Genomic DNA, 18,321 nt, shown 5'->3' with positions numbered 1-18,321 from the left:
TATATTTTTTAAAGGATTACACAACAAATCGTATTGATTGATTCCTTTTTCTAATAAAGGTAAGGTAAGAAATACAGCATAGGAGGAATTAGGATGAAAAATATTAAATTAAATAATGATGTTGAAATTCCAATCGTTGGTAGTGGTACAAATACTTACGGTAAAGAGGGAAACCAATACTCAGGTGCCTTAAGAGGAGACACGGGGGAGATCGACTGGGCAATTGAAAATGGCTACCGTCATTTTGACTCTGCTCAAGGTTATAACAATGAAGAAGTTCTCGGAAAAGGGTTAAAAAAATCCTCACTACCACGTGAAGATTTCTTTATCACTACTAAACTAAATACATTTGCAGGTTTCGGTGGTGCAGATTGGGCGCATGCTGAAATTGAAAAAAGTTTAGAGAAATTACAAACTGACTATATTGATTTATTCCTAATCCATTCCCCATGGGATAATAATGGGGAAATTTTGGAGGCTTGGACTATTTTAGAAGACTACTATAACCGCGGTGTGTTTAAAACAATTGGTGTTTCGAACTTTCAAAAAGAACATCTTGATTTAATTCTTGAAAATGGCAAAATTAAACCAGCTGTTAACCAGATTGAATCTCACGTTGGAAAATGGAATGAAGAATTAATTGCTTATAATAAAGGCAATGATATCGCAACTGTAGCATGGTCTCCATTAGCCGGTATCGATGAAAATGCTAAGCGAGTTTTAGAAGAAATCGGTAAGCCGTACGAAAAGACATACGCACAAGTTGTATTACGTTACCAAATTGAACGTGATGTTATCGTCATTCCTAAGTCTCATAATAAAGATCGTCAAGCACAAAGTTTAGATATCTTTGACTTTGAACTAACAGCAAACGATCGTGAACGTATTGCTGCCCTTTAATTAAAGACAGAGCGTTTCATTTTGGAAGATTCTTCTAAAATGAAATGCTTTTTTATTTACCATAATATTCAAATAAAAAAAGGCGATCGTTTTTGATGACCGCCTTACTGAACTCCTGCACCGGATTCGTATAAGTACATCTATTTACAATTTGAAAAATATAGCCCTTTAATCATGATTTGTGGATTTACCCTCAATCCTAATCTTTAATAATAAAACCAAATTACCTTCTTCAATCATTTTATTTATCGCTTCTTCATCTTGTAGACCAACTGAACTAGCTACACTATTCTCTGTTTCATTATAAGCTGCTATAGCTCCCTCTGTTTAACTGCTATATCTCACAAATGCTCGCTAACCTGGCCCGTTAGTGAAAATGCGTCTGCTCTAATTGAACAATCGCACCAGTGTTGAATAACTATTTAATTTGTAACTGATGAATAAGATTAAGGAAGAATCTGTTTACAATCTTACCCATTACAAAAAGCGCCTTCTTATTACAGAAAAGCGCCCTATTGTGGAAATTGCAAATGGAAACTCATGAATTAAGAAAATTTTTTACAGCAGCCAAAAAGGCTGGTAAATTATCATTATGCACAAAATGCCCAGCAGTCTCTATCGTCACCAATTCACAATTAGGAATAAGCTCAGAAACTTCCTGCAATTTGTTTTGTGGAATATGACTGGACCCACCACCTATAATAAGAGTTGGCATCGTAATGTCGGTAAGACGCGCCCACCATTCGGAATTGGGTTCATTAAGTTGCCGCAGAATCGAAGGCACAACCTCCCAATCAAACGGTAGAGGATTAGAAGGATTGGAAGGAATTTCGATCGGCTTATCTTGAAAAGGCGGAGGAGTATCTTCCACAATCAACCGTTCTATCCTTGACGGAAATGTTTCCGAGTAAAGGTAGGATACTGTTCCTCCCATTGAATGACCAAGTAGGGTAAACCTTTCTAATTTCATAGCATTTGCAAAATGATGTAAGTCATCACACATCAGTTCAAAAGTGTATGTGCTAGTTCTCGCGCTTCCACCATGACCCCGTTGATCTAAAGCCAAAACACGGTATTTTTCTCCTAATACAGCAGCAACTTGGTCCCATGTTTCTGCACCTGATCCCATTGCGTGAAGTGCAACAATCGGTGGTGAAGAAGGCTCCCCATTCTCGCGATATTGAAAAGTCAGTCCATTTAATTCAATTTGTTTCACCTTTGATTCCATCTTCAATCATCTCCTTTGTTGGATTACATTATTTGAGACCGATTTATTTAATGGCCGTTAAATGCAGAAATAGCGTATTTTTATTCCTGAAATGCGCCCGATTGTGAAGATCCTTGTTTAAACTTCATTCAAGCTATGTCCCTCATACACGATAGACTAGTTACAAAATTCCCTAATAATCTGCTGCTTTAGTTCTTCTATCGGAAACTTCCCTGGATAGGTAGATATCATCAACATAATACCTTGTAGTACAGTTGAAAAATATAATGATCGTTTTCTTGGATTTCTTTCCTCCATTTCCTCAAATATTTTACATTGTAGCTCAAACTGTCTAGTGTTTTCTTCGATAATGAGATGACTGTATTTTATCAGCTCTCCATCTGCCTCTGGCTGAGTTTGCAAGTGCAGATAGAATCGATGGACTTCCGGGTTTTTATGAATATTATCAATCGCACCATTGACAATATATTTAAGCTGCTCATTAGGTGTTTCCAAGTCGAGTGCTTCTGCCATTACTTCAACCACTTCCCTGATTCTGGCCTCGACCATTTCAGAAAGCAACATTTCTTTCCCTTTATAATAGCTATAGAGTAACCCTTTCGAAATGCCCGCTTGTTTGGCTATATCACTTATAGAGGTAGCATAATATCCTTGTTTGATAAATAACTCCATAGCTGCAGCACGAATTTTCTCTTTGGATGCTTGGCGAATACGGTCATTCTCTTCGGGGGTACGCGGCATTTAACTTTACACCTCCATAAATGAAATGATTTCTTGATATAAATCTTCAGAATGTGTAAGCAGAAACATATGATCAGCATTTTGCATTTCGATAAAATGGATGTTTGAAACCTTACGGAAACAATTCTTAGATAAAAGTGGTGTTAACAATAAGCTCCTCCTCTATGGATAAGAACAACAGGATGCCCATTGCCAGTGATTTCTAAATAGAAATCAAATGCAATCCTTATTGATTTAAATGAATTTTCAGTATTATTTTATTATTGAATGAACGTTTAGTCAATAGAAAAAATGTATTAATTTTTGATGGATTTAAGATATTATTAATAAACTCATTCATTCCTAGATTTAGATTGAAGTTGAAATATGACATAAAAAAGAGACAGGCGTTATTAATCCTGTCTCGTCTCTTTCTGTTGCAATTAAGTGATCTAATTCTACAACTACATTATTATTGCTTACAATAACAACTGGTCTTCTTTTTCCATTTAATTCAACAGTCCATACCTCTCCGCGCTTACCTGTTTTAATCATCTTCTTTACCCCAAAAGATTTCTTCCTTTTCTCTAATAATTTGCTCTTTTGGAGGCCTACTGTCAAAATAATTATCAAATAACCTATTAAGTAACTTTATGCGTTCTCCATTTTCCATTTCTTCAATTGCTTTCACTATCTCATCAGCGGTCATCTTATAATAACCTCATTTAATATATATTTATATTAAACAATTATACTATAGATATAGTTATTAATAAAACAATGCCTAAAACATTCAAAAAACTTGGGGTCACATCAGAAAGATCCAAGGAAACAGGTCCATCGTCCCGCAGTTAACCTAAAAACTAATTGGGTCAAGGAACCTGTCCCCACGGCCCGTCTCTCTAACCTTGGTGTATCCGAAATGCTGGTACAATCGTGTCTGAGATAATTTCTTTCCCTTTTTCTCGAATGAAATCGAGTTTATAATAGGCTTCAAATCGTTGGCTAATTTCTGTTTTGACCAATTCTGGCGGCGTAACGATGATGAATTGGAACTTCAGTTTTTCTGCAACAGCGAAGATTGGATCAAGAACATGTGCAGACGCTGCTTGACCGAATGGATTGTCCACAACTAATGGCACCCAACTTTGATCTGTTTCATTTTTCACTGATAGTAACATCATCATCATTACCATGCGAGCAGATAGCTTTTGCCCCCCGCTTCCATCAGATTTCGTCTTTGAACCTTGATTAATTGTTTGCCATGTAGAATAATGCTCCCGTTGTGGTTTTCCATACATAAACGCATTATCCGTTCGCATGTTATAGACAAGAAGCTCTGGATAACGATTTCTGAGTGACACAAATAAGATTTTCTCATCGCTAACGAGTTGTTTGATTTCTTGATCTAGGGCGTGATTATTATCGTCAATTAAATCAAACTGCTTCGTGATTTGATTGATGCTTGAGACGAAATGCTGTCTTAACAATGGCTCGATCTCTTCGGCCTTCTTCGGTAATATATCCTCTTTAAGCTGGACAAGTGGGAATGTGCCTCGTTCATTTTTCAACTTCATTTTCGCAATCATTGAACGAACCGATTCGGAAATACTCATCACTTTCATGCTAGCACGACTAGCCCAGAAATTTTGTGCCTTTTCCGCTCTTTCCTTGTCCCGTTCTAATTGTTCCAACCCACTTTGTGAGAAGCGTTTCATATTTTTCACGACGCTTTGAATGTGGTCATAATGTCTTGTATCCAAATGATCCAATGTGGTCAACACTTCATTTTTAAAACGAATTTCCCAATCCTTGCCCTCGATCGTCAGTTTTACATTTCTTAGTGATTGTTCAATCTTCGCATGCTTCTCTAGGCCTTCTTCCTCTAAGGCTTGATGCTGCTCACACCAGTTAAGAATACAGGACTTTCCTTGACTATTAATTTTTTCGACATCTTCTTCCGTGAAGGCAGCCGCTTCTTCCTTCAAAATAACCGAGAGCGTCAACATATCGCCCTCATAACCGGTTATATTCGCTTCTGCTTCCTTCTGGCGTTTCTCCGTATTCTTAATATCTGCCTTCGTTTTCTTCGTTTGGTCATTAATTTCAACAGCTTTCACTTCCAAGTCCAAGTTTTCCCAGGCTTCAGGCTGTTTTTCATACTTCGCTAGCTTTTTCTCAGACTTGTCTCGCTGAACAATCGCGTGTTGAACCGACGTTTCTGCGACAGTGACTGCCGTTCCTTGCTCCCGTTCTTCTTTTTCTGCTGCCTTCCAATCCTTGTTTGCCGTCTGTAGCATATTCTCTAAAATAGAGATTGGCTCGTCCGGAACGAGAGCGTCCTTCCACTCCTCGTTTAGCAAGTTCAATTTCTTCTCGAGTTTCTTTTGTTGCTTCTGTTCGCCTGCTTTTTCGGTCTGCTTGATGAGTAGTTCTTGTGCTTGTTCTTCTTTTGATTTTTGCAAGTTTCTTAACGCCTCGATACTACCCATGATTTCTTCTAAAATATGTGACGATAATGAGGCTACCTCTTCCGATAATTCACCTGTTTTATCATTTGGAAAAGCAGCTTCTTCAATAAAGAAGGCAATCTTCTTTATTGATTGCTCAGCCGAAAGCTTCCATTCTACATATGTTTGATTCCACTTGCTTTGCAGCTCAACGGATTCATCATGCGCTTGACTAAGCTCTTCTTGATCTTTAAGGCTAGCTTCCTTTTGTTTCTCTTTCTCTAGTTTTACCCGTTTATTTTCTTGATAAAGCTCCTTCTCATCTGCAAACGCTTCTAATCGATCAATATTAGAAGACAACTTTTCAATTTTCTGTTGGTTTTTTTCCAAATCTTCTTTAAGCTGCAGTTGGATTTCCTTTTCATTTACTTGCTTGGTGATAATCTCTTGCAATTGGGTTTGCTTTGAAAGCAGGGCATCCCGCTCCGCATTCAATGTCTTTTCAATATCACTCGAAAGCTCACCCGAAACAAAGCGATCGATTTCCTTTAAAATGCGACGATAGGCTTTTTCCGTTTTTTCCAATTCGCTTAGCGTATTTTTCTTCTCTTCAATCGATTTCGCGATTTGGATTTTCCATTTGGTAAATTGGTGTTTATCTGTTAACAGCTCTTTTTCGGTTCCGTTCAAAATGACAAACGATGCGTGACCGGAACCCGCCATCATCTCCTCTCGTAGGAAAATCGGCACCGGACTATTAAACATACGACCCCTAAGCATTTGCTGGTTAATCTTTTCCCATTGTTGCCCGCTGACAACTAAACCATATGGAAGAAGTGGATAGGTCACCAAATGATTCGCCAGTTCCTCTGAACTTAGGGACTGCAGAAATTGACTGCCATAAAAGACATCAATCCCCGTCTTCTCATCAATCCATTCCTTAAGTTCTTTCACATCTTTATTGGCAATCCAGAAAGGTTCATCATTTAAGGAATAATCCAGCTGAACCTCCCATAATTTCTTTTTCATACCTTCCGCTTGTTCAAGGGTATGCTTCAATAGGTCTTCAATCTGGAGGGCATATTTGGACAAATGCGCATTGGTAAATGGCTCTACCACTGAATCTAGTAAACCATGAAGCTTAGACGCAAGTCTTACTTCTTTTTCTCTTTGAACTTCATTCGAAATGGTCAACTTTTCACATTTTTCTTCAGAAAACTGAATCGATTGGGTCAATGTCCCTTGCCCGGAAGCGAGTTGGTTTTGTCGTTCACTCGTGGCAAGATTTTTTTCTTTGATTTCTTCTAACCTTGCCTGTTTCTCTACGATTTGATTTGAAAAGTGATCGATCAATCCTGATAAATCATACATCAGTCTGTCACCGAACTCTTCCGTAAAAGCCGCTTCCTTCGATTCATGCTTATGTATTTCGGTATATAGGTTATCCATTTCTGTACTAATTCTGGCAATTTCTCCAGTCTTTTGTTTATCCTGTTTAGCAAGTTCTGTTGCTTTCTTTTTCAGATGCTTCTGATAGCCGAAATACTGCTGAACAGTCTGTTGGATAGCTTCAAAATCTTTAGCCCATTGTTTCGCAGCTTCTTCCTTAATTTCAGCCATTTTTTGATTGACTTCTTCTAACCCACTGTTTTCTTCCAGCTTCGCAATGGCCCCCGAAAGCAAGCGTATCGTTTGATCAACTTCACTCCACTCTTTTAATATAAGTTGAAACGCCAGTTGGTCTTTGGATTCCTGCTTTTTCCCCGCGGCCTCTTGTAAGAATAAATGTTTCTTCTTTTCTTCAGCCAATTTCTTTTCCCAGTCTGATACCTCACGATGGGCCAATGCAAAAGCTAAATTGTCTTTTTGATAACGTAAATCTTCTAAATTACCGAGTGATTCCCCCATCTCTTTCTCCATAGAAAGGAGCATTTCTTCCTCTTGGCCCTTCAAATGTTCTAAAGCACCGAGGAGTTGTCTGCCTTCCTTCATACTGCCCTGAACAATGTCTTTATGTTCGATTCCTTTAGCCAAATGTTCTTCAAACGGAACAATATCTTCCAGGAATTCCTTATGGGCTTGTTCTCGTTTTAGCAACACCGGCAAATCTTTTGCGATACTGGCTTGACTTTTAAAAATTTCGACTAAATCATTCTTTTGATGTTCCGTTCGATGTAATACCTGACTAATCGTAGGAATAATCCGCTTTTGAAAGAGGGAATGATCGTCTTCGGCTCCCTCGAAGTATTTCCCTACGCCACCCTCATCTTTATTAATGTCTTTTAAAATATCCCAGTCTTTCCGGTTAATCGCGTATGTATCCAGAATACGATAATGCTTCTTCGTATCCTTATACACATCAAAACCATTCCATCTCAAGTAATCTTTCAAGCTCTCATTTTCTGCAACCTCACCATCTTCATAAAGAGGGATATGCTCGAGGGCTGCTTCTTCTTTTGTCCCAAACTCCCGTGTGTAAAAAGTAATATTGGGGATGATCTTGGCTTCTTGTTCCAGGGTTTTATTTTCAGTTCCCGCTTCCTCATTCATTGAAATCCGCTGTTCCGCTGAGAACATTCCACCTGTGATAAGGTGATGATGGTCCGCACCATCTAATTCCCATTGAATCAAGACATGAAAGGTATACGGAATGAACTGCTCCTTTTGATTAAAGAAGAACTGCTGATAATACCGATTGTTTTGCTTCCCCCATGATGTACCTGGTTTAACGATTTGGAAGATGGCTTGCAGGAATACCCCTTTTCCGCCTCCATTCATCATCGAGATCAGCGCGTTAACGGACGTCTCTTCATTGTGAAAATTGAACGTCGTATCCCTATATTGTTTTTGCATGCCATCATATTTCAGGCCAACAATTCTAATCTTGTGTATCTTCGGCATGCCCATCCTCCTTTTGTGTCACTAGTTTCTTCATAAATTCATAACGATCGTAATCGTGATATAAGTATTCAATCCGCTCAAACAGTTCTTGTTTCGGAATCGCCTTAGGAATATCATCCTTGTCGAGTATGACAACAAGACCTTCCGTTTCGAGTAGTCGCATGCTACTAGCAATCAGACCGATTCGTGTCCGTTTATTCGCTTTTTTTAAACCGAAATCTTCTCTGTCGACCTCCATATACTTCCAAGTTGTAACAACATCCTTCATATCAATTCGTTCTTCGGTACCAAAGTTCGGATCCGTTTTTAGGATATTATTCCAATTCATCATTAGGTCATTCACTTGTCGTTCAAGAGAATAGTAGCTAATCCCCTCCCGCTTCGCTCGAACCTTAGCAGCCTGATTCTGATCGATACTTGCCAAAAATGACATTAACACCACACTCATCAAATGAAAGTGTTTTTTCGTTTCAACCTGCTTATGCTTGTCCCGCATATGTGTAAAATTGGTTGCAAATACAGAACCCGTTGGCTGAACCACTATATGTATCCGTTTCGGGGCTTCAATGATATAGGTCCCCGATTCATCCGCCATTAACAGGACAGTCTGTCTTACTTCAGGTTCAAAATAGTCCTGAAAATGTTCACTCGTTTCGTCAATCACTTTTTCTTTTAATAATGAAAAGTAGACTGCTGAAGCTTTTTTGATAATTTCTGCGTTCATCGAATCTCCTCCTCTATACAAATCTTGAACGGTGTGATTTTCATATCATACCAGAGGAAAGGCTCGGCACGATGATCAAATTCTGTATAAATCTTTAAGCCTTCAAACTGCCCAAATTGTGGATATTCCTGCATCAGTTTATACAGCAGGATCTCCCGTTCATCATTAATGGTCTCTTCCTTCCGATGAAGCACTTGCACCTTCAGCGGCTTTTTATCAAACATCATCCATAAATCGATCGTTTCTGATTCCTCAAACCATAAATCCTGTACCTCAAGTGGCAGTTCCTTTAAATGGCTTAAGGAAAACTCTTGATGTGTTTGTAAATATTGGAATACATAGCTCCATGCCTTAACCACCGAATCCCAGTTCGTAATGCGCTGATAGACAAGACGTTCTTTCTCCTCATCTTCAACAACCGCTTCAATTTCTTCCTTTTCATTGAATTCCTGCTCGCCCCAAATCCAATCTAGTGGCAAAACAAACTCATTTTTCGGTGAAAATAACGGTGAAAGGATGGTTTCTACTGCAGTAAACGACTGTACGCCTTCTTTCAAAAACCAATTCTCATAAATATGTTCCCTGAATGAGACCAAACTGTTTTCCCAAAACAAGGAGGGATTTTCCGCCTTTAATTTAATTTCGTACGAGATATTTTGAATAACAAGTTTTGCAAATCGATCATGCAATTGACGAGAATGGCCGATCTTTTCCTGTAGCAGAACTAATTCCCGATGAATGAAATCATCCTCTGCATTTTGCCGTTTTGTTTTTTCAATCATACTCGTAATCGTCCGGAAGTGATTCTTTTCTTCTTCAAATTGCTTTTCAATTTCAACCCGATTATCAGCTCTTTGCCTTTCTGCTTCTATTAAAAGGATTTTGGGATTATTAATCATTTCCTGTTGAAAGGAGAATTCATTGGCCATTAAGCGGTTTACCCGTGAAATGAGGTGATCGAGGTTTCTTGTCGCTTTGCGAAAATTACCGTTTTTAATTAGCTGGATACTATAGAGCTGTTCAATTGTAATAGAAAACTCCTCTGCCATTTCCCGACTCATAAAAATCATTTCCTGTGCAACATCCGTCAGCTTATAAACGATGGAACTACCAATTTCTAAATTCGTATATAGCTCATCCATCGTCACATAACGGAACACTTGCGTCTCCCATGATTGTCTTACTTCATCATAATAGTTAGCCTCAAATGGTTGACTGTATTCTTCTTTTCCTGAATATAATAGCCCGCTCGTAATCCGTTCAATTTGCTTCTCATCTGCGAGTAACTTCATTTGCTTCATTGTATCTTCTACCATATATTTAATATCGGATTTACGCCGATGGTCATCATCATTTAACTCCAGGTAAAAGATGTTCAGGAGTACTTGCATTAGGATGGTTTGGAGATAGGGTTTTAACTCGCCCACTTCCATTCCTCGCCCTAGCTCAAATAGCGGATTGAGTCGTTGCATCCGCCCTGCAAATCCTTCCCATGATTCGTTCACATTAAGCTCCTCCATGTTTCAATTGTTAATACCTCTTGGGGTATTCGTTTATTTTCTTGCCATAATTGTTGTAATAACTGCTGCTCCTCTTCCGTAAACCACTGGAAGAAAGCATCGCGGTATGCCGTGTTTTGTGTTTGTCCGCGCTTTTGGTCATTTCTTTGTTCCATAAACTTAAGCATTTTCCGATAAGTTTTTAATGCTGGCTGTATACTTGTATCCGGAAACTTCTCCATTAACCGAATGAGAATCCCATAACCTTCCGCATCCAGATCTCCAGCGTAATAAATTAGATAGTTTTTCGGAGGAAACATCTGAAAGAAAAAAGAAAAGCTTCGTTCGATTTTCGTTCCTTCTCCATAAATAATGAGTTCTGGCTCATAATCAAGCACCTCAGCTTCCAATAGCTTAATCGAAGTATGGAAGAATGCTAGATTTTCCACAATCAGAACGCGCTGAACATCTTTAATTTCTTTTCCTTGTTTCATCCAAAATACAAACGGCTCGCCATGTTTCACCATTTTTAATTTCTCTTCTGGAATGCCGATTCGATTTAAAAAGCTTTTTCCTTCTGGATAAAGTTCGCTATCTTGCAAGAATTTTTCATGTCCGAAGAGTTCCAGACTTCTTTCTTCAACGGACACAACTTCCCGTTCCTCAGCAGTTTGCAAAAATGTATATAAATTATCGATTCTTTCCCATTCTTCTTCTGTTTGAAATTCAGGGTGGTGCTCATAATAGGAAAAATCAAACTTGTCACTTAGCCTCATCATCTTCAGCCGATCCCACTTCATTTCCCCCGCTTTGATATTCACCCAGTAATACAGAGGTAGAGTCGGTGACTTGCCATTGTATTGTTTATTTTCAATCAGAGAAAGTACACCTTCCTCCTGCAATTTTCCAATCACTTCATAAAACAATTGATACCCATTCATTTCAAAATAATTATCCAATAGCTTCCGTAATTGAAGCTCTAAATCATTTACATTAATCTTCTTTCTTTGTTTCGGGTGTTGAATATCTGCAATAAAGCCGCGCACCCGTGTTTCTATCAAATCGATTGTACTCACCTACTTAATCTTTATGCAATCATGGGCCATCCTTATATTATAAACCAAATAGCAAATCGTGGGGAAATGGAAGTTTTTGATAAATTGACAAAGAGGTGTAAACTTTGTTCCACTTTATTAGCTGTTGTTTCAGCTGCAGGCTACGGATGGAACAATAGGACCATGTTAACTCTCGTCCATATGTTATAAAGTGTCACGGCATGTGCTCGAACTGTTTCTATCCTTAGGTTATCCCCAACCGAAAAGTAATTCCCTTGTAGGTCGCTCTAGCAACACTATTCATCGGATTTTAGGCAAAAAAAAGAAGCGCCCATAATGGATACCCTAATTTCTACTATTTATTATCTTAGTTAGATGTTCTTCCAACGTAGGACCCTTCTGCCAGTTCTCTTTAATCTCGGCAGCTGTTTGTCTCCAGCCTTCACGTAAACTTGGCGATTTATTTGATGCGTCTTTCCAAAATTGTTTTAATCCTTTTAATTTCGGTTTAATTTCTGACCATTCATTTTTCTGGTCTTCCGCATGCTTACGTAACCCTAGAAAATCCATGTGCTTACTCTTACTCCCGTCTTATTTATTGTTTCATCCGGAATTATAATGGCACATATTTCGCAGGATCTCTCCGTTCATTGTAACTTTACCCAATAGTATCAACGCATATTTCTCAGTGACAAGGATTTTTGATTTCACTCTTTTTTCTTTAAATGACGACTAGTGAAGATAAAAATCGGAAGCGGAACTAAAACCCATCCAAGACTTTGTAATAATCGGTTAATGTTTTGTGTCTTTTCAGTTTCTTTTTCTTTGATAATGTACATGTCATATTCCTCTTGAAGTTCTTCTTTCGTTTTTATTACTTCTTTTGTCTCTCCGTAATTCGTGTGATAAACCTGCACATACTCAGGATAACTCATATAATATCCTGCTGGTGCAACGATGCTTGCGATTGCTGAAAAAGTCGAGATGCTTCCGCCAATAACCATCATCAATGTTGCAAACAATACGAGATAAATATAAATTTTTTTGACCATATTTTCCCCTCCCTTTTCTATTCTATTTCTGCTGCTATCGCTATATTTCTTTATTTTTTCGTTAAAAATAAAAAAGGCAAGGTCCACGGGGACAGGTTCATCGTCCGACAGTATCCCAAAAATGAATTGGGTCAAGGAACAGACCCCTAAATTAAAATTCTTGAAGAAAGAGTATATGGTTAAAAATCAAAGATAATACTTTTAATAGAAAAATAATTAGTTATCAGTGTAATTTTTCCTATTAATTTGAATTGTTCCAAGGGAAAATTTAAATATCTTTATCAACTCTTTAGAGAACTCTTCTGGTTCTATAGGAAAATCAGCATTAACCCAATCCAAGATAAGTCCAATTAATCCATATGCATAATATTTATTTAATAAATTCTGATCTATATTACTATCAGGTGGGTGTTCCATATCAAAATCTTCTAAATATAAATTAACAAACATATTTGTTAATTTATGGTGAAAGTCTATCTGAATATTTTCTCCCAAAAGGATTTTGTAATATTCACCATATTGTTTAAAGTGTCTAAGAATAAAAATAGGCTCGTTCCCTAATGTTTGAACATTGATCAAACGCTCATTAATATAGGAACTTCGCTGTGCCTTACTAGCTTCCTTAAAAAGAGAATGAATGATTTCATTTAATAAATCATCTTTCTGCTTATAATGCGTATAGAACGTACCTCTACTATATCCTGCAAAGTCTATAATATCCTTAACAGTAATTTGTTCGTACTTTTTTTCTTTTAGTAATTCAAATAATGAATTATAAAAATCCCGCTTTGTTCGTTTTACTCTTTTATCTAAGAACTGAAATTCAACCATCATTTTCCCTCGCAATTTTTTTATACATTTTGAGATGTTTTGTCCAAAAGTGAACATTTTATCATATTCTATACATGGCTATTATTATACAATTTTACTATACTGAAATTGTAATCGAACGCTGAATCAAAATGCAAATGTTTTCAGCAATTCAATTGGGGAGGTCATTAAATGAAAAGATTAGAAGGAAAAGTTGCAATCGTTACTGGAGCTGGTGCTGGTCAAGGAGCTGCTGAAGCTACTATATTTGCACAAGAAGGAGCAAAAGTTATTGCTACTGATGTGGCATTTGAAAATGTACAAAATGTTGTAAACAAAATTAATGAAGAAATTCCTGGTAGTGCAATCGCTCTTAAACATGATGTATCTTCTGAAGAACAATGGAAAACAGTAGTAGAAGAAGCGGTTAAAAAATTCGGGAAGATTGATATATTAGTTAATAATGCTGGTATTCTTGCGACTAAACCTTATCAAGAAACAAATATTGACTTTTGGAATTTTGGTATGAATATTAATGCTTGGAGCCAATTTGTTGGTACGAAAACTGTTGCACCATATATCAAAGAAGCTGGTGGTGGATCAATTGTAAACATTGGCTCTATGGCTAGTATAGATAACTCTGGCGGTTTCAATGTATATACTGCAAGTAAAGGTGCAGTAGAAGCACTAACTCGTTCAGCTGCTGTACAATTTGGACCTGATAATATTCGTGTAAATTCTATTCATCCAGGTGCGATTGCTACCAAAATGTTAACTGATACAATTACAACTGATGAAGCAATGCAGGGTGTTATTGGTATGATCCCTCTTGGTAGAGTCGGAGAACCTATTGATGTTGCTAAACTTGCTTTATTCTTAGCAAGTGATGATTCAAACTATATTTCTGGTACTGCGAACATCATTGACGGAGCTATGAGATTATAATAAAAGATATACTAAAAGCTGCAAACAAAATTTGCAGCTTTTAGATTTTAATATTAAACTTATCTTCATCATTATTTTCACACTTTATATGCTATTTCAAACTATCCGTTCACTATTTCTTTTGCAGGCGAATCCTTTTTCAAACTAAAATCATATTTGCTTGCATTTTGATATCCTGGATCTAAATAACCCGATTTCTCATCGCTTTGTGAAGCATTTTTGAATTTAGCAAAAGATGTATATTCTTCCGCTTTCCATATCCAAATACCCTTCTCTCCTTTTTCTTTATGAAATACATTCCTTTGTAGTTTATTTTCTTGATTGGTTGTAAAATAGTTGGAGATAAATATCCTTGATGGTCCAGCGGTTAACATATTTCTTTCTATTAGATTGTTCTTTGTATCATGTTGTAATAAAAGTTGCCCCCCGCCCAGCCCCTTCGTATCATTTCGATAAAGAATATTTTGAGAGATAGTAGAATTAATCGTACCTCCCCGATCTTCATCATACCCACCAATCGAAATTCCCGTGTAATAGTTGTCATAAATACTATTGTTGATAATCTTAATGTTATCAGCGTATTTATAATCATGCTCAGAGGTTGCTTCAATTCCAATATCACTTTTGTAAATAGTATTCTTTTCAATAGTTATATTCTTTCCACCATCCACATAAATTCCGCCAGCAGAATAATCTTCTCCATAGGCTGGATTGCCGTAAGAGGATATTTCATAGACTTGATTATTTTTTACGATACCATTTCTCACATAATCCACTTTTTTATCATTAGATATACCTTCATAACCAATCAAATCAATCCCAATATTATCACTTCGGCGCACAATATTATTTTCCACTTTAAAACCGTCAATATTTCCATTTAGAACAAGAGATTCACTTGAACCAAGTTTTAAATCTTCCAATATATTATTCGAAATATTTATATCTTTCATTGTGCCAGTTCCGTATATAGCGATTCCATGGCCATTTCCATCATCTGCATGGGTTTCAATCCGCTGCACATTGTTATTTTCTAATGTAATATGGTTGCTTTCGCCTGTTACATAAATCCCGATTACTGTTTCATCTGTTAAATCAGTAGATAAATCCTGGATAATTAGTCCGCTAATGGTTACATAGTTTTTATTATTTATCGTAACTAAGGATGTATCCCCTTCAACGTCCTTTAGTTCCTTTCCACTAAGTACAACCTTTTCATTATTGTAGGCTTTAAAAGTAATTGGTTTAGATTTGGTGCCACTATGTTTAACGACAAGCTTTTCATTATAGTTTCCTTTTCGTATGAAGACAGTAGTCCCAGCATTTGCTTCAGACGCGGCTTTTCCTAGTGTGCGAAACGGCTTTGATTTTGTACCAGCATTTTGATTATTTCCGTCAATAGCTACGTAAATCGTTTGATCTTGCTTATCATATACATTCTTTGAAACAAAGAAAATCATGATAATTGCTGCAGTTAAGAGAATAAAATAGATTTTTTTCATTAAATCATTCCTTATTGAGTCCACGGGGACAGGTTCGTCCCTTGAAACTAGGATATAACATGGAAATTCCTTTTAATAAAAACGTATAAAATAGGAATCGTAATCACAAACATGATCAAATTAGGAATGGCTGTCTCATATATTTGTGTAATGGTGACATAGTTTAGGAAATCAGGCGTTGGCGGGTCAAAAATCGCCAATAACGTAGCAATTGAATTGTTTAATATATGGAAGATAATAGGTAAAAGTAAATTATTCGTTTTAAGATAAATTAAGGATAAAATGAATCCAAACATAAAGGCACCGATTATATCAGCGTGAAGAATTCCAAACAATATATTTGTAATGATAATACTTGCCACTATATTAATCTTTGCCCCAAGACGTTTGAGCAATAGTCCTCTGAATATGTATTCTTCAGCAATTGGTCCAAGAAAGCTAACGTAAATAGCGGTAAGAACAAATGAAATGCCAGTCCCAGCAAATAAGGAATCATCCTGTAAAAGAAACTCAACGTAACTAGGAAAAACAAAGGATAATAAATAACTACTCAACCAAAATGCTCCTAATGAAAATACAATTAATGTTGCTGTAAGGAAAATAACGATTGGGAGCATATGTGAAATATTTTTAAAGTGAATAACATCGAAAATACTTTTGTTTTGCTTTTTAAATTGCAGCACAAACCAAATAAATGGAAATACACCCAAGATGGTGTAGGAAAGAATATTTGTAAATAAAGTGTCGTTTTCCAAGAATTCACTACCGTATATTAGGCTAGAGACAATTATGGTTACTATAGAAGCAATAAATCCAAACAATACAAAATAACGAATTTTCATTTGCTCAAACATAGTCTACCCCCTGGAATATATATTGCTTTCAATACGTATCTAACACCGCTTTAGTTTCAATAATCTTACGGTGGAAAAGTAATAAGCACAATAGAAAATTTCAAAGGATGTAGAAGTAGAATTATTTAACAAAGTTTCCAATCAAGGGACCTCCTGTGGCAATGATACAGAATCTACAATTCTATTATCTATCCAAATCCAAGGTCTTTATCGACAATCATTCCATTTATAAGGCGTTCTTTCTTAATTCTAATCGTCCTTAAATAAAGACCAATAGCAGTAAATAGAATGGTTGCAACAGCCCCGCTAATAGGATTTAACCAAAAGTTCCCTTTATTTGTAAATGTAACAAATCCACTTATAATTACCAAAACTGTAGGAAATCCATCCTCAACAGCATGCATCAACACAGCTGGCCATACAGACTTTGTAAGCCTGTAAAGTTCCACATACATTATAGTCCAACATACCATCAGCACGCAGCCTAACAATAGCATGTCTAGTCTTGAAATTGTTTCAAAATTTACGTCAGGAAGGAACACAATATAATACGGGGCATGCCACAATGCCCAAACCAAGCCAGAAATAAAATAAATTAACCAGTCATTGACTCTTATCTCGATTAGCTTTGGTGTTAGATATCCCCTCCAGCTAAACTCTTCAAATATATTTTTAATAAAATTCCCAGCAACCGATACAGCTACAAGAGAAAACATGGCGTCTACATCAACACTGGATAGACTTGCTTCACCTATAACTAATGCAAGCCCAACAGTTAGTACTGTAACGAAGGGATAAATAACAACTGATAAAGCATACCACTTGATATTACCCTTAAAATTGAACCTTATTCCCATGTCCTTCCAATCACGGCTAATCAATCGAATTACGATCACTGTAAGAAATGGCAGCACGAGCCACAAGCCCATTCCTAAAGAATTTCCCTCTGACTGTTCTTTAAGAATAGAATCAAGCAATACACCAATCCAGCCGCTTCCAAGTGCAATAATAATGAAAATAAATAAGTACACATTTCTTCTATTCATTTCAGCTCCCCCTCAAACTTGGCAATAAAGGCACGTTCTAACCGCATCATTTCATTCGTAGTGTATAAACGGTGGACTTTGCTCATCTTTGATGACAACTGGATCAAACCACTTTCATCATAATAATCCAATGTTCTTTCTGTTAACCCGGTGTTCGTTAACGTTTTTCCAATATGTTTCATTTCTTCACCTCTTCATTTACTCAAGTATAAAACAACACGTTGCGTGCGGTTCAATAGGTAAATTGGAAAAGTTTTAGGTATCGTCAGTTAACCTAAGATAAAACAAGGGAATTTCTTTAATGAAAACTAATAAAATATAAATACCGGTAAGAATGAAGTTGAACAGAATCGGGATTTTGACTTTCTGTTGATCCCCCACTTAAAATTCTTGATTTTCCTCATTTTTTTGAAATGGGGGTCTTGCATCCAGTTAATTCGGGATAAAAAGCATTAAGTATATCTTGAAATTATTAACCTAATTAAGTAGTTCAGTGTAAAGTCAATTTATAGATATGTTTGAAATGATAATATGGAAGTTTGTGAATAAATGTAATTAAAGTAATGTGGCAGTATAGTTTAAGTACAATTTTTTTAGAAAACATTATGGCGGACTCTATATTGAAGGAGTTACGT

General features: G+C 36.7%; 18 protein-coding genes. 2 read left to right on the top strand and 16 right to left on the bottom strand.

The features are described 5' to 3' along the window. Positions 1-93: 93 nt before the first annotated feature. Entirely contained in the window at positions 94-900 is an 807-nt protein-coding gene (locus CWR48_RS13290; protein WP_115773734.1) for an aldo/keto reductase family protein, read from the top strand. A gap of 538 nt (positions 901-1,438) precedes the next feature. On the opposite strand, the gene CWR48_RS13285 is transcribed toward CWR48_RS13290, so the two are convergent. From CWR48_RS13285 to CWR48_RS13240, 12 genes are all read right to left on the bottom strand, one after another. Next, complete coding sequence (locus CWR48_RS13285; RefSeq protein WP_115773733.1) at positions 1,439-2,128, bottom strand: alpha/beta fold hydrolase; 690 nt, start codon at positions 2,126-2,128, stop codon at positions 1,439-1,441. Positions 2,129-2,284: 156 nt separating this feature from the next. Next, positions 2,285-2,869: a TetR/AcrR family transcriptional regulator gene (locus tag CWR48_RS13280; RefSeq protein ID WP_115773732.1), complete on the bottom strand. Its 585-nt coding sequence runs from the start codon at positions 2,867-2,869 to the stop codon at positions 2,285-2,287. A gap of 6 nt (positions 2,870-2,875) precedes the next feature. Next, on the bottom strand, positions 2,876-3,019 hold the full coding sequence (locus CWR48_RS20455; RefSeq protein WP_170140765.1) for a hypothetical protein: 144 nt from the start codon (positions 3,017-3,019) through the stop codon (positions 2,876-2,878). Between the two features lie 198 nt (positions 3,020-3,217). Beyond that, entirely contained in the window at positions 3,218-3,403 is a 186-nt protein-coding gene (locus CWR48_RS20605) for a hypothetical protein (protein WP_211316746.1), read from the bottom strand. Continuing rightward, complete coding sequence (locus CWR48_RS20450; RefSeq protein ID WP_170140764.1) at positions 3,396-3,557, bottom strand: hypothetical protein; 162 nt, start codon at positions 3,555-3,557, stop codon at positions 3,396-3,398. Before CWR48_RS20450 ends, CWR48_RS20605 begins: the two co-directional genes overlap by 8 nt. A 193-nt stretch (positions 3,558-3,750) precedes the next feature. Then, positions 3,751-8,199 carry a coiled-coil domain-containing protein gene (locus CWR48_RS13270; protein ID WP_115773731.1) on the bottom strand — a complete coding sequence of 1,483 codons (4,449 nt, stop codon included), beginning with the start codon at positions 8,197-8,199 and terminating at the stop codon, positions 3,751-3,753. Then, complete coding sequence (locus CWR48_RS13265) at positions 8,177-8,923, bottom strand: DUF6063 family protein (RefSeq protein WP_115773730.1); 747 nt, start codon at positions 8,921-8,923, stop codon at positions 8,177-8,179. Before CWR48_RS13265 ends, CWR48_RS13270 begins: the two co-directional genes overlap by 23 nt. Continuing rightward, on the bottom strand, positions 8,920-10,428 hold the full coding sequence (locus CWR48_RS13260) for a hypothetical protein (RefSeq protein WP_115773729.1): 1,509 nt from the start codon (positions 10,426-10,428) through the stop codon (positions 8,920-8,922). Before CWR48_RS13260 ends, CWR48_RS13265 begins: the two co-directional genes overlap by 4 nt. Next, on the bottom strand, positions 10,425-11,498 hold the full coding sequence (locus CWR48_RS13255; RefSeq protein ID WP_115773728.1) for a Wadjet anti-phage system protein JetD domain-containing protein: 1,074 nt from the start codon (positions 11,496-11,498) through the stop codon (positions 10,425-10,427). The genes CWR48_RS13260 and CWR48_RS13255 overlap by 4 nt, the downstream gene beginning before the upstream one ends. Before the next feature lie 324 nt (positions 11,499-11,822). After that, entirely contained in the window at positions 11,823-12,047 is a 225-nt protein-coding gene (locus CWR48_RS13250) for a hypothetical protein (RefSeq protein WP_115773727.1), read from the bottom strand. A gap of 137 nt (positions 12,048-12,184) precedes the next feature. Continuing rightward, positions 12,185-12,529, bottom strand: coding sequence for a hypothetical protein (locus tag CWR48_RS13245; RefSeq protein ID WP_115773726.1), 345 nt, complete (start codon positions 12,527-12,529; stop codon positions 12,185-12,187). Positions 12,530-12,745: 216 nt separating this feature from the next. Continuing rightward, complete coding sequence (locus tag CWR48_RS13240; protein ID WP_211316745.1) at positions 12,746-13,363, bottom strand: TetR/AcrR family transcriptional regulator; 618 nt, start codon at positions 13,361-13,363, stop codon at positions 12,746-12,748. Between the two features lie 168 nt (positions 13,364-13,531). Between CWR48_RS13240 and CWR48_RS13235 the strand changes: the two genes are divergently transcribed. Continuing rightward, positions 13,532-14,284, top strand: coding sequence for an SDR family NAD(P)-dependent oxidoreductase (locus CWR48_RS13235; protein WP_115773724.1), 753 nt, complete (start codon positions 13,532-13,534; stop codon positions 14,282-14,284). 101 nt (positions 14,285-14,385) lie between these two features. Here the strand turns inward: CWR48_RS13235 and CWR48_RS13230 are convergent, their stop codons facing one another. The 4 genes from CWR48_RS13230 to CWR48_RS13215 form a co-directional block, all read right to left on the bottom strand. Then, positions 14,386-15,786 carry a right-handed parallel beta-helix repeat-containing protein gene (locus CWR48_RS13230; protein WP_115773723.1) on the bottom strand — a complete coding sequence of 467 codons (1,401 nt, stop codon included), beginning with the start codon at positions 15,784-15,786 and terminating at the stop codon, positions 14,386-14,388. Positions 15,787-15,833: 47 nt separating this feature from the next. Beyond that, positions 15,834-16,640 carry a CPBP family intramembrane glutamic endopeptidase gene (locus CWR48_RS13225; protein WP_115773722.1) on the bottom strand — a complete coding sequence of 269 codons (807 nt, stop codon included), beginning with the start codon at positions 16,638-16,640 and terminating at the stop codon, positions 15,834-15,836. 188 nt (positions 16,641-16,828) lie between these two features. Continuing rightward, entirely contained in the window at positions 16,829-17,686 is an 858-nt protein-coding gene (locus tag CWR48_RS13220; RefSeq protein WP_115773721.1) for a CPBP family glutamic-type intramembrane protease, read from the bottom strand. Further along, on the bottom strand, positions 17,683-17,868 hold the full coding sequence (locus CWR48_RS13215; protein ID WP_115773720.1) for a MerR family transcriptional regulator: 186 nt from the start codon (positions 17,866-17,868) through the stop codon (positions 17,683-17,685). The genes CWR48_RS13220 and CWR48_RS13215 overlap by 4 nt, the downstream gene beginning before the upstream one ends. Positions 17,869-18,321 lie beyond the last annotated feature (453 nt).

It is taken from the genome of Oceanobacillus arenosus (assembly GCF_003369575.1).
Classification (GTDB): domain Bacteria; phylum Bacillota; class Bacilli; order Bacillales; family Amphibacillaceae; genus Oceanobacillus; species Oceanobacillus arenosus.
This window is presented reverse-complemented; position numbering and strand designations above follow the sequence as displayed.

What these genes read in the sequence shown, in the direction of transcription:
- CWR48_RS13290 (WP_115773734.1), top strand. Translation starts at nt 94, where the DNA reads ATGAAAAATATTAAATTAAATAATGATGTTGAAATTCCAATCGTTGGT.
- CWR48_RS13285 (WP_115773733.1), bottom strand. Translation starts at nt 2,128, where the DNA reads ATGGAATCAAAGGTGAAACAAATTGAATTAAATGGACTGACTTTTCAA.
- CWR48_RS13280 (WP_115773732.1), bottom strand. Translation starts at nt 2,869, where the DNA reads ATGCCGCGTACCCCCGAAGAGAATGACCGTATTCGCCAAGCATCCAAA.
- CWR48_RS20605 (WP_211316746.1), bottom strand. Translation starts at nt 3,403, where the DNA reads ATGATTAAAACAGGTAAGCGCGGAGAGGTATGGACTGTTGAATTAAAT.
- CWR48_RS20450 (WP_170140764.1), bottom strand. Translation starts at nt 3,557, where the DNA reads ATGACCGCTGATGAGATAGTGAAAGCAATTGAAGAAATGGAAAATGGA.
- CWR48_RS13270 (WP_115773731.1), bottom strand. Translation starts at nt 8,199, where the DNA reads ATGCCGAAGATACACAAGATTAGAATTGTTGGCCTGAAATATGATGGC.
- CWR48_RS13265 (WP_115773730.1), bottom strand. Translation starts at nt 8,923, where the DNA reads ATGAACGCAGAAATTATCAAAAAAGCTTCAGCAGTCTACTTTTCATTA.
- CWR48_RS13250 (WP_115773727.1), bottom strand. Translation starts at nt 12,047, where the DNA reads ATGGATTTTCTAGGGTTACGTAAGCATGCGGAAGACCAGAAAAATGAA.
- CWR48_RS13245 (WP_115773726.1), bottom strand. Translation starts at nt 12,529, where the DNA reads ATGGTCAAAAAAATTTATATTTATCTCGTATTGTTTGCAACATTGATG.
- CWR48_RS13240 (WP_211316745.1), bottom strand. Translation starts at nt 13,363, where the DNA reads ATGATGGTTGAATTTCAGTTCTTAGATAAAAGAGTAAAACGAACAAAG.
- CWR48_RS13235 (WP_115773724.1), top strand. Translation starts at nt 13,532, where the DNA reads ATGAAAAGATTAGAAGGAAAAGTTGCAATCGTTACTGGAGCTGGTGCT.
- CWR48_RS13230 (WP_115773723.1), bottom strand. Translation starts at nt 15,786, where the DNA reads ATGAAAAAAATCTATTTTATTCTCTTAACTGCAGCAATTATCATGATT.
- CWR48_RS13225 (WP_115773722.1), bottom strand. Translation starts at nt 16,640, where the DNA reads ATGTTTGAGCAAATGAAAATTCGTTATTTTGTATTGTTTGGATTTATT.
- CWR48_RS13220 (WP_115773721.1), bottom strand. Translation starts at nt 17,686, where the DNA reads ATGAATAGAAGAAATGTGTACTTATTTATTTTCATTATTATTGCACTT.
- CWR48_RS13215 (WP_115773720.1), bottom strand. Translation starts at nt 17,868, where the DNA reads ATGAAACATATTGGAAAAACGTTAACGAACACCGGGTTAACAGAAAGA.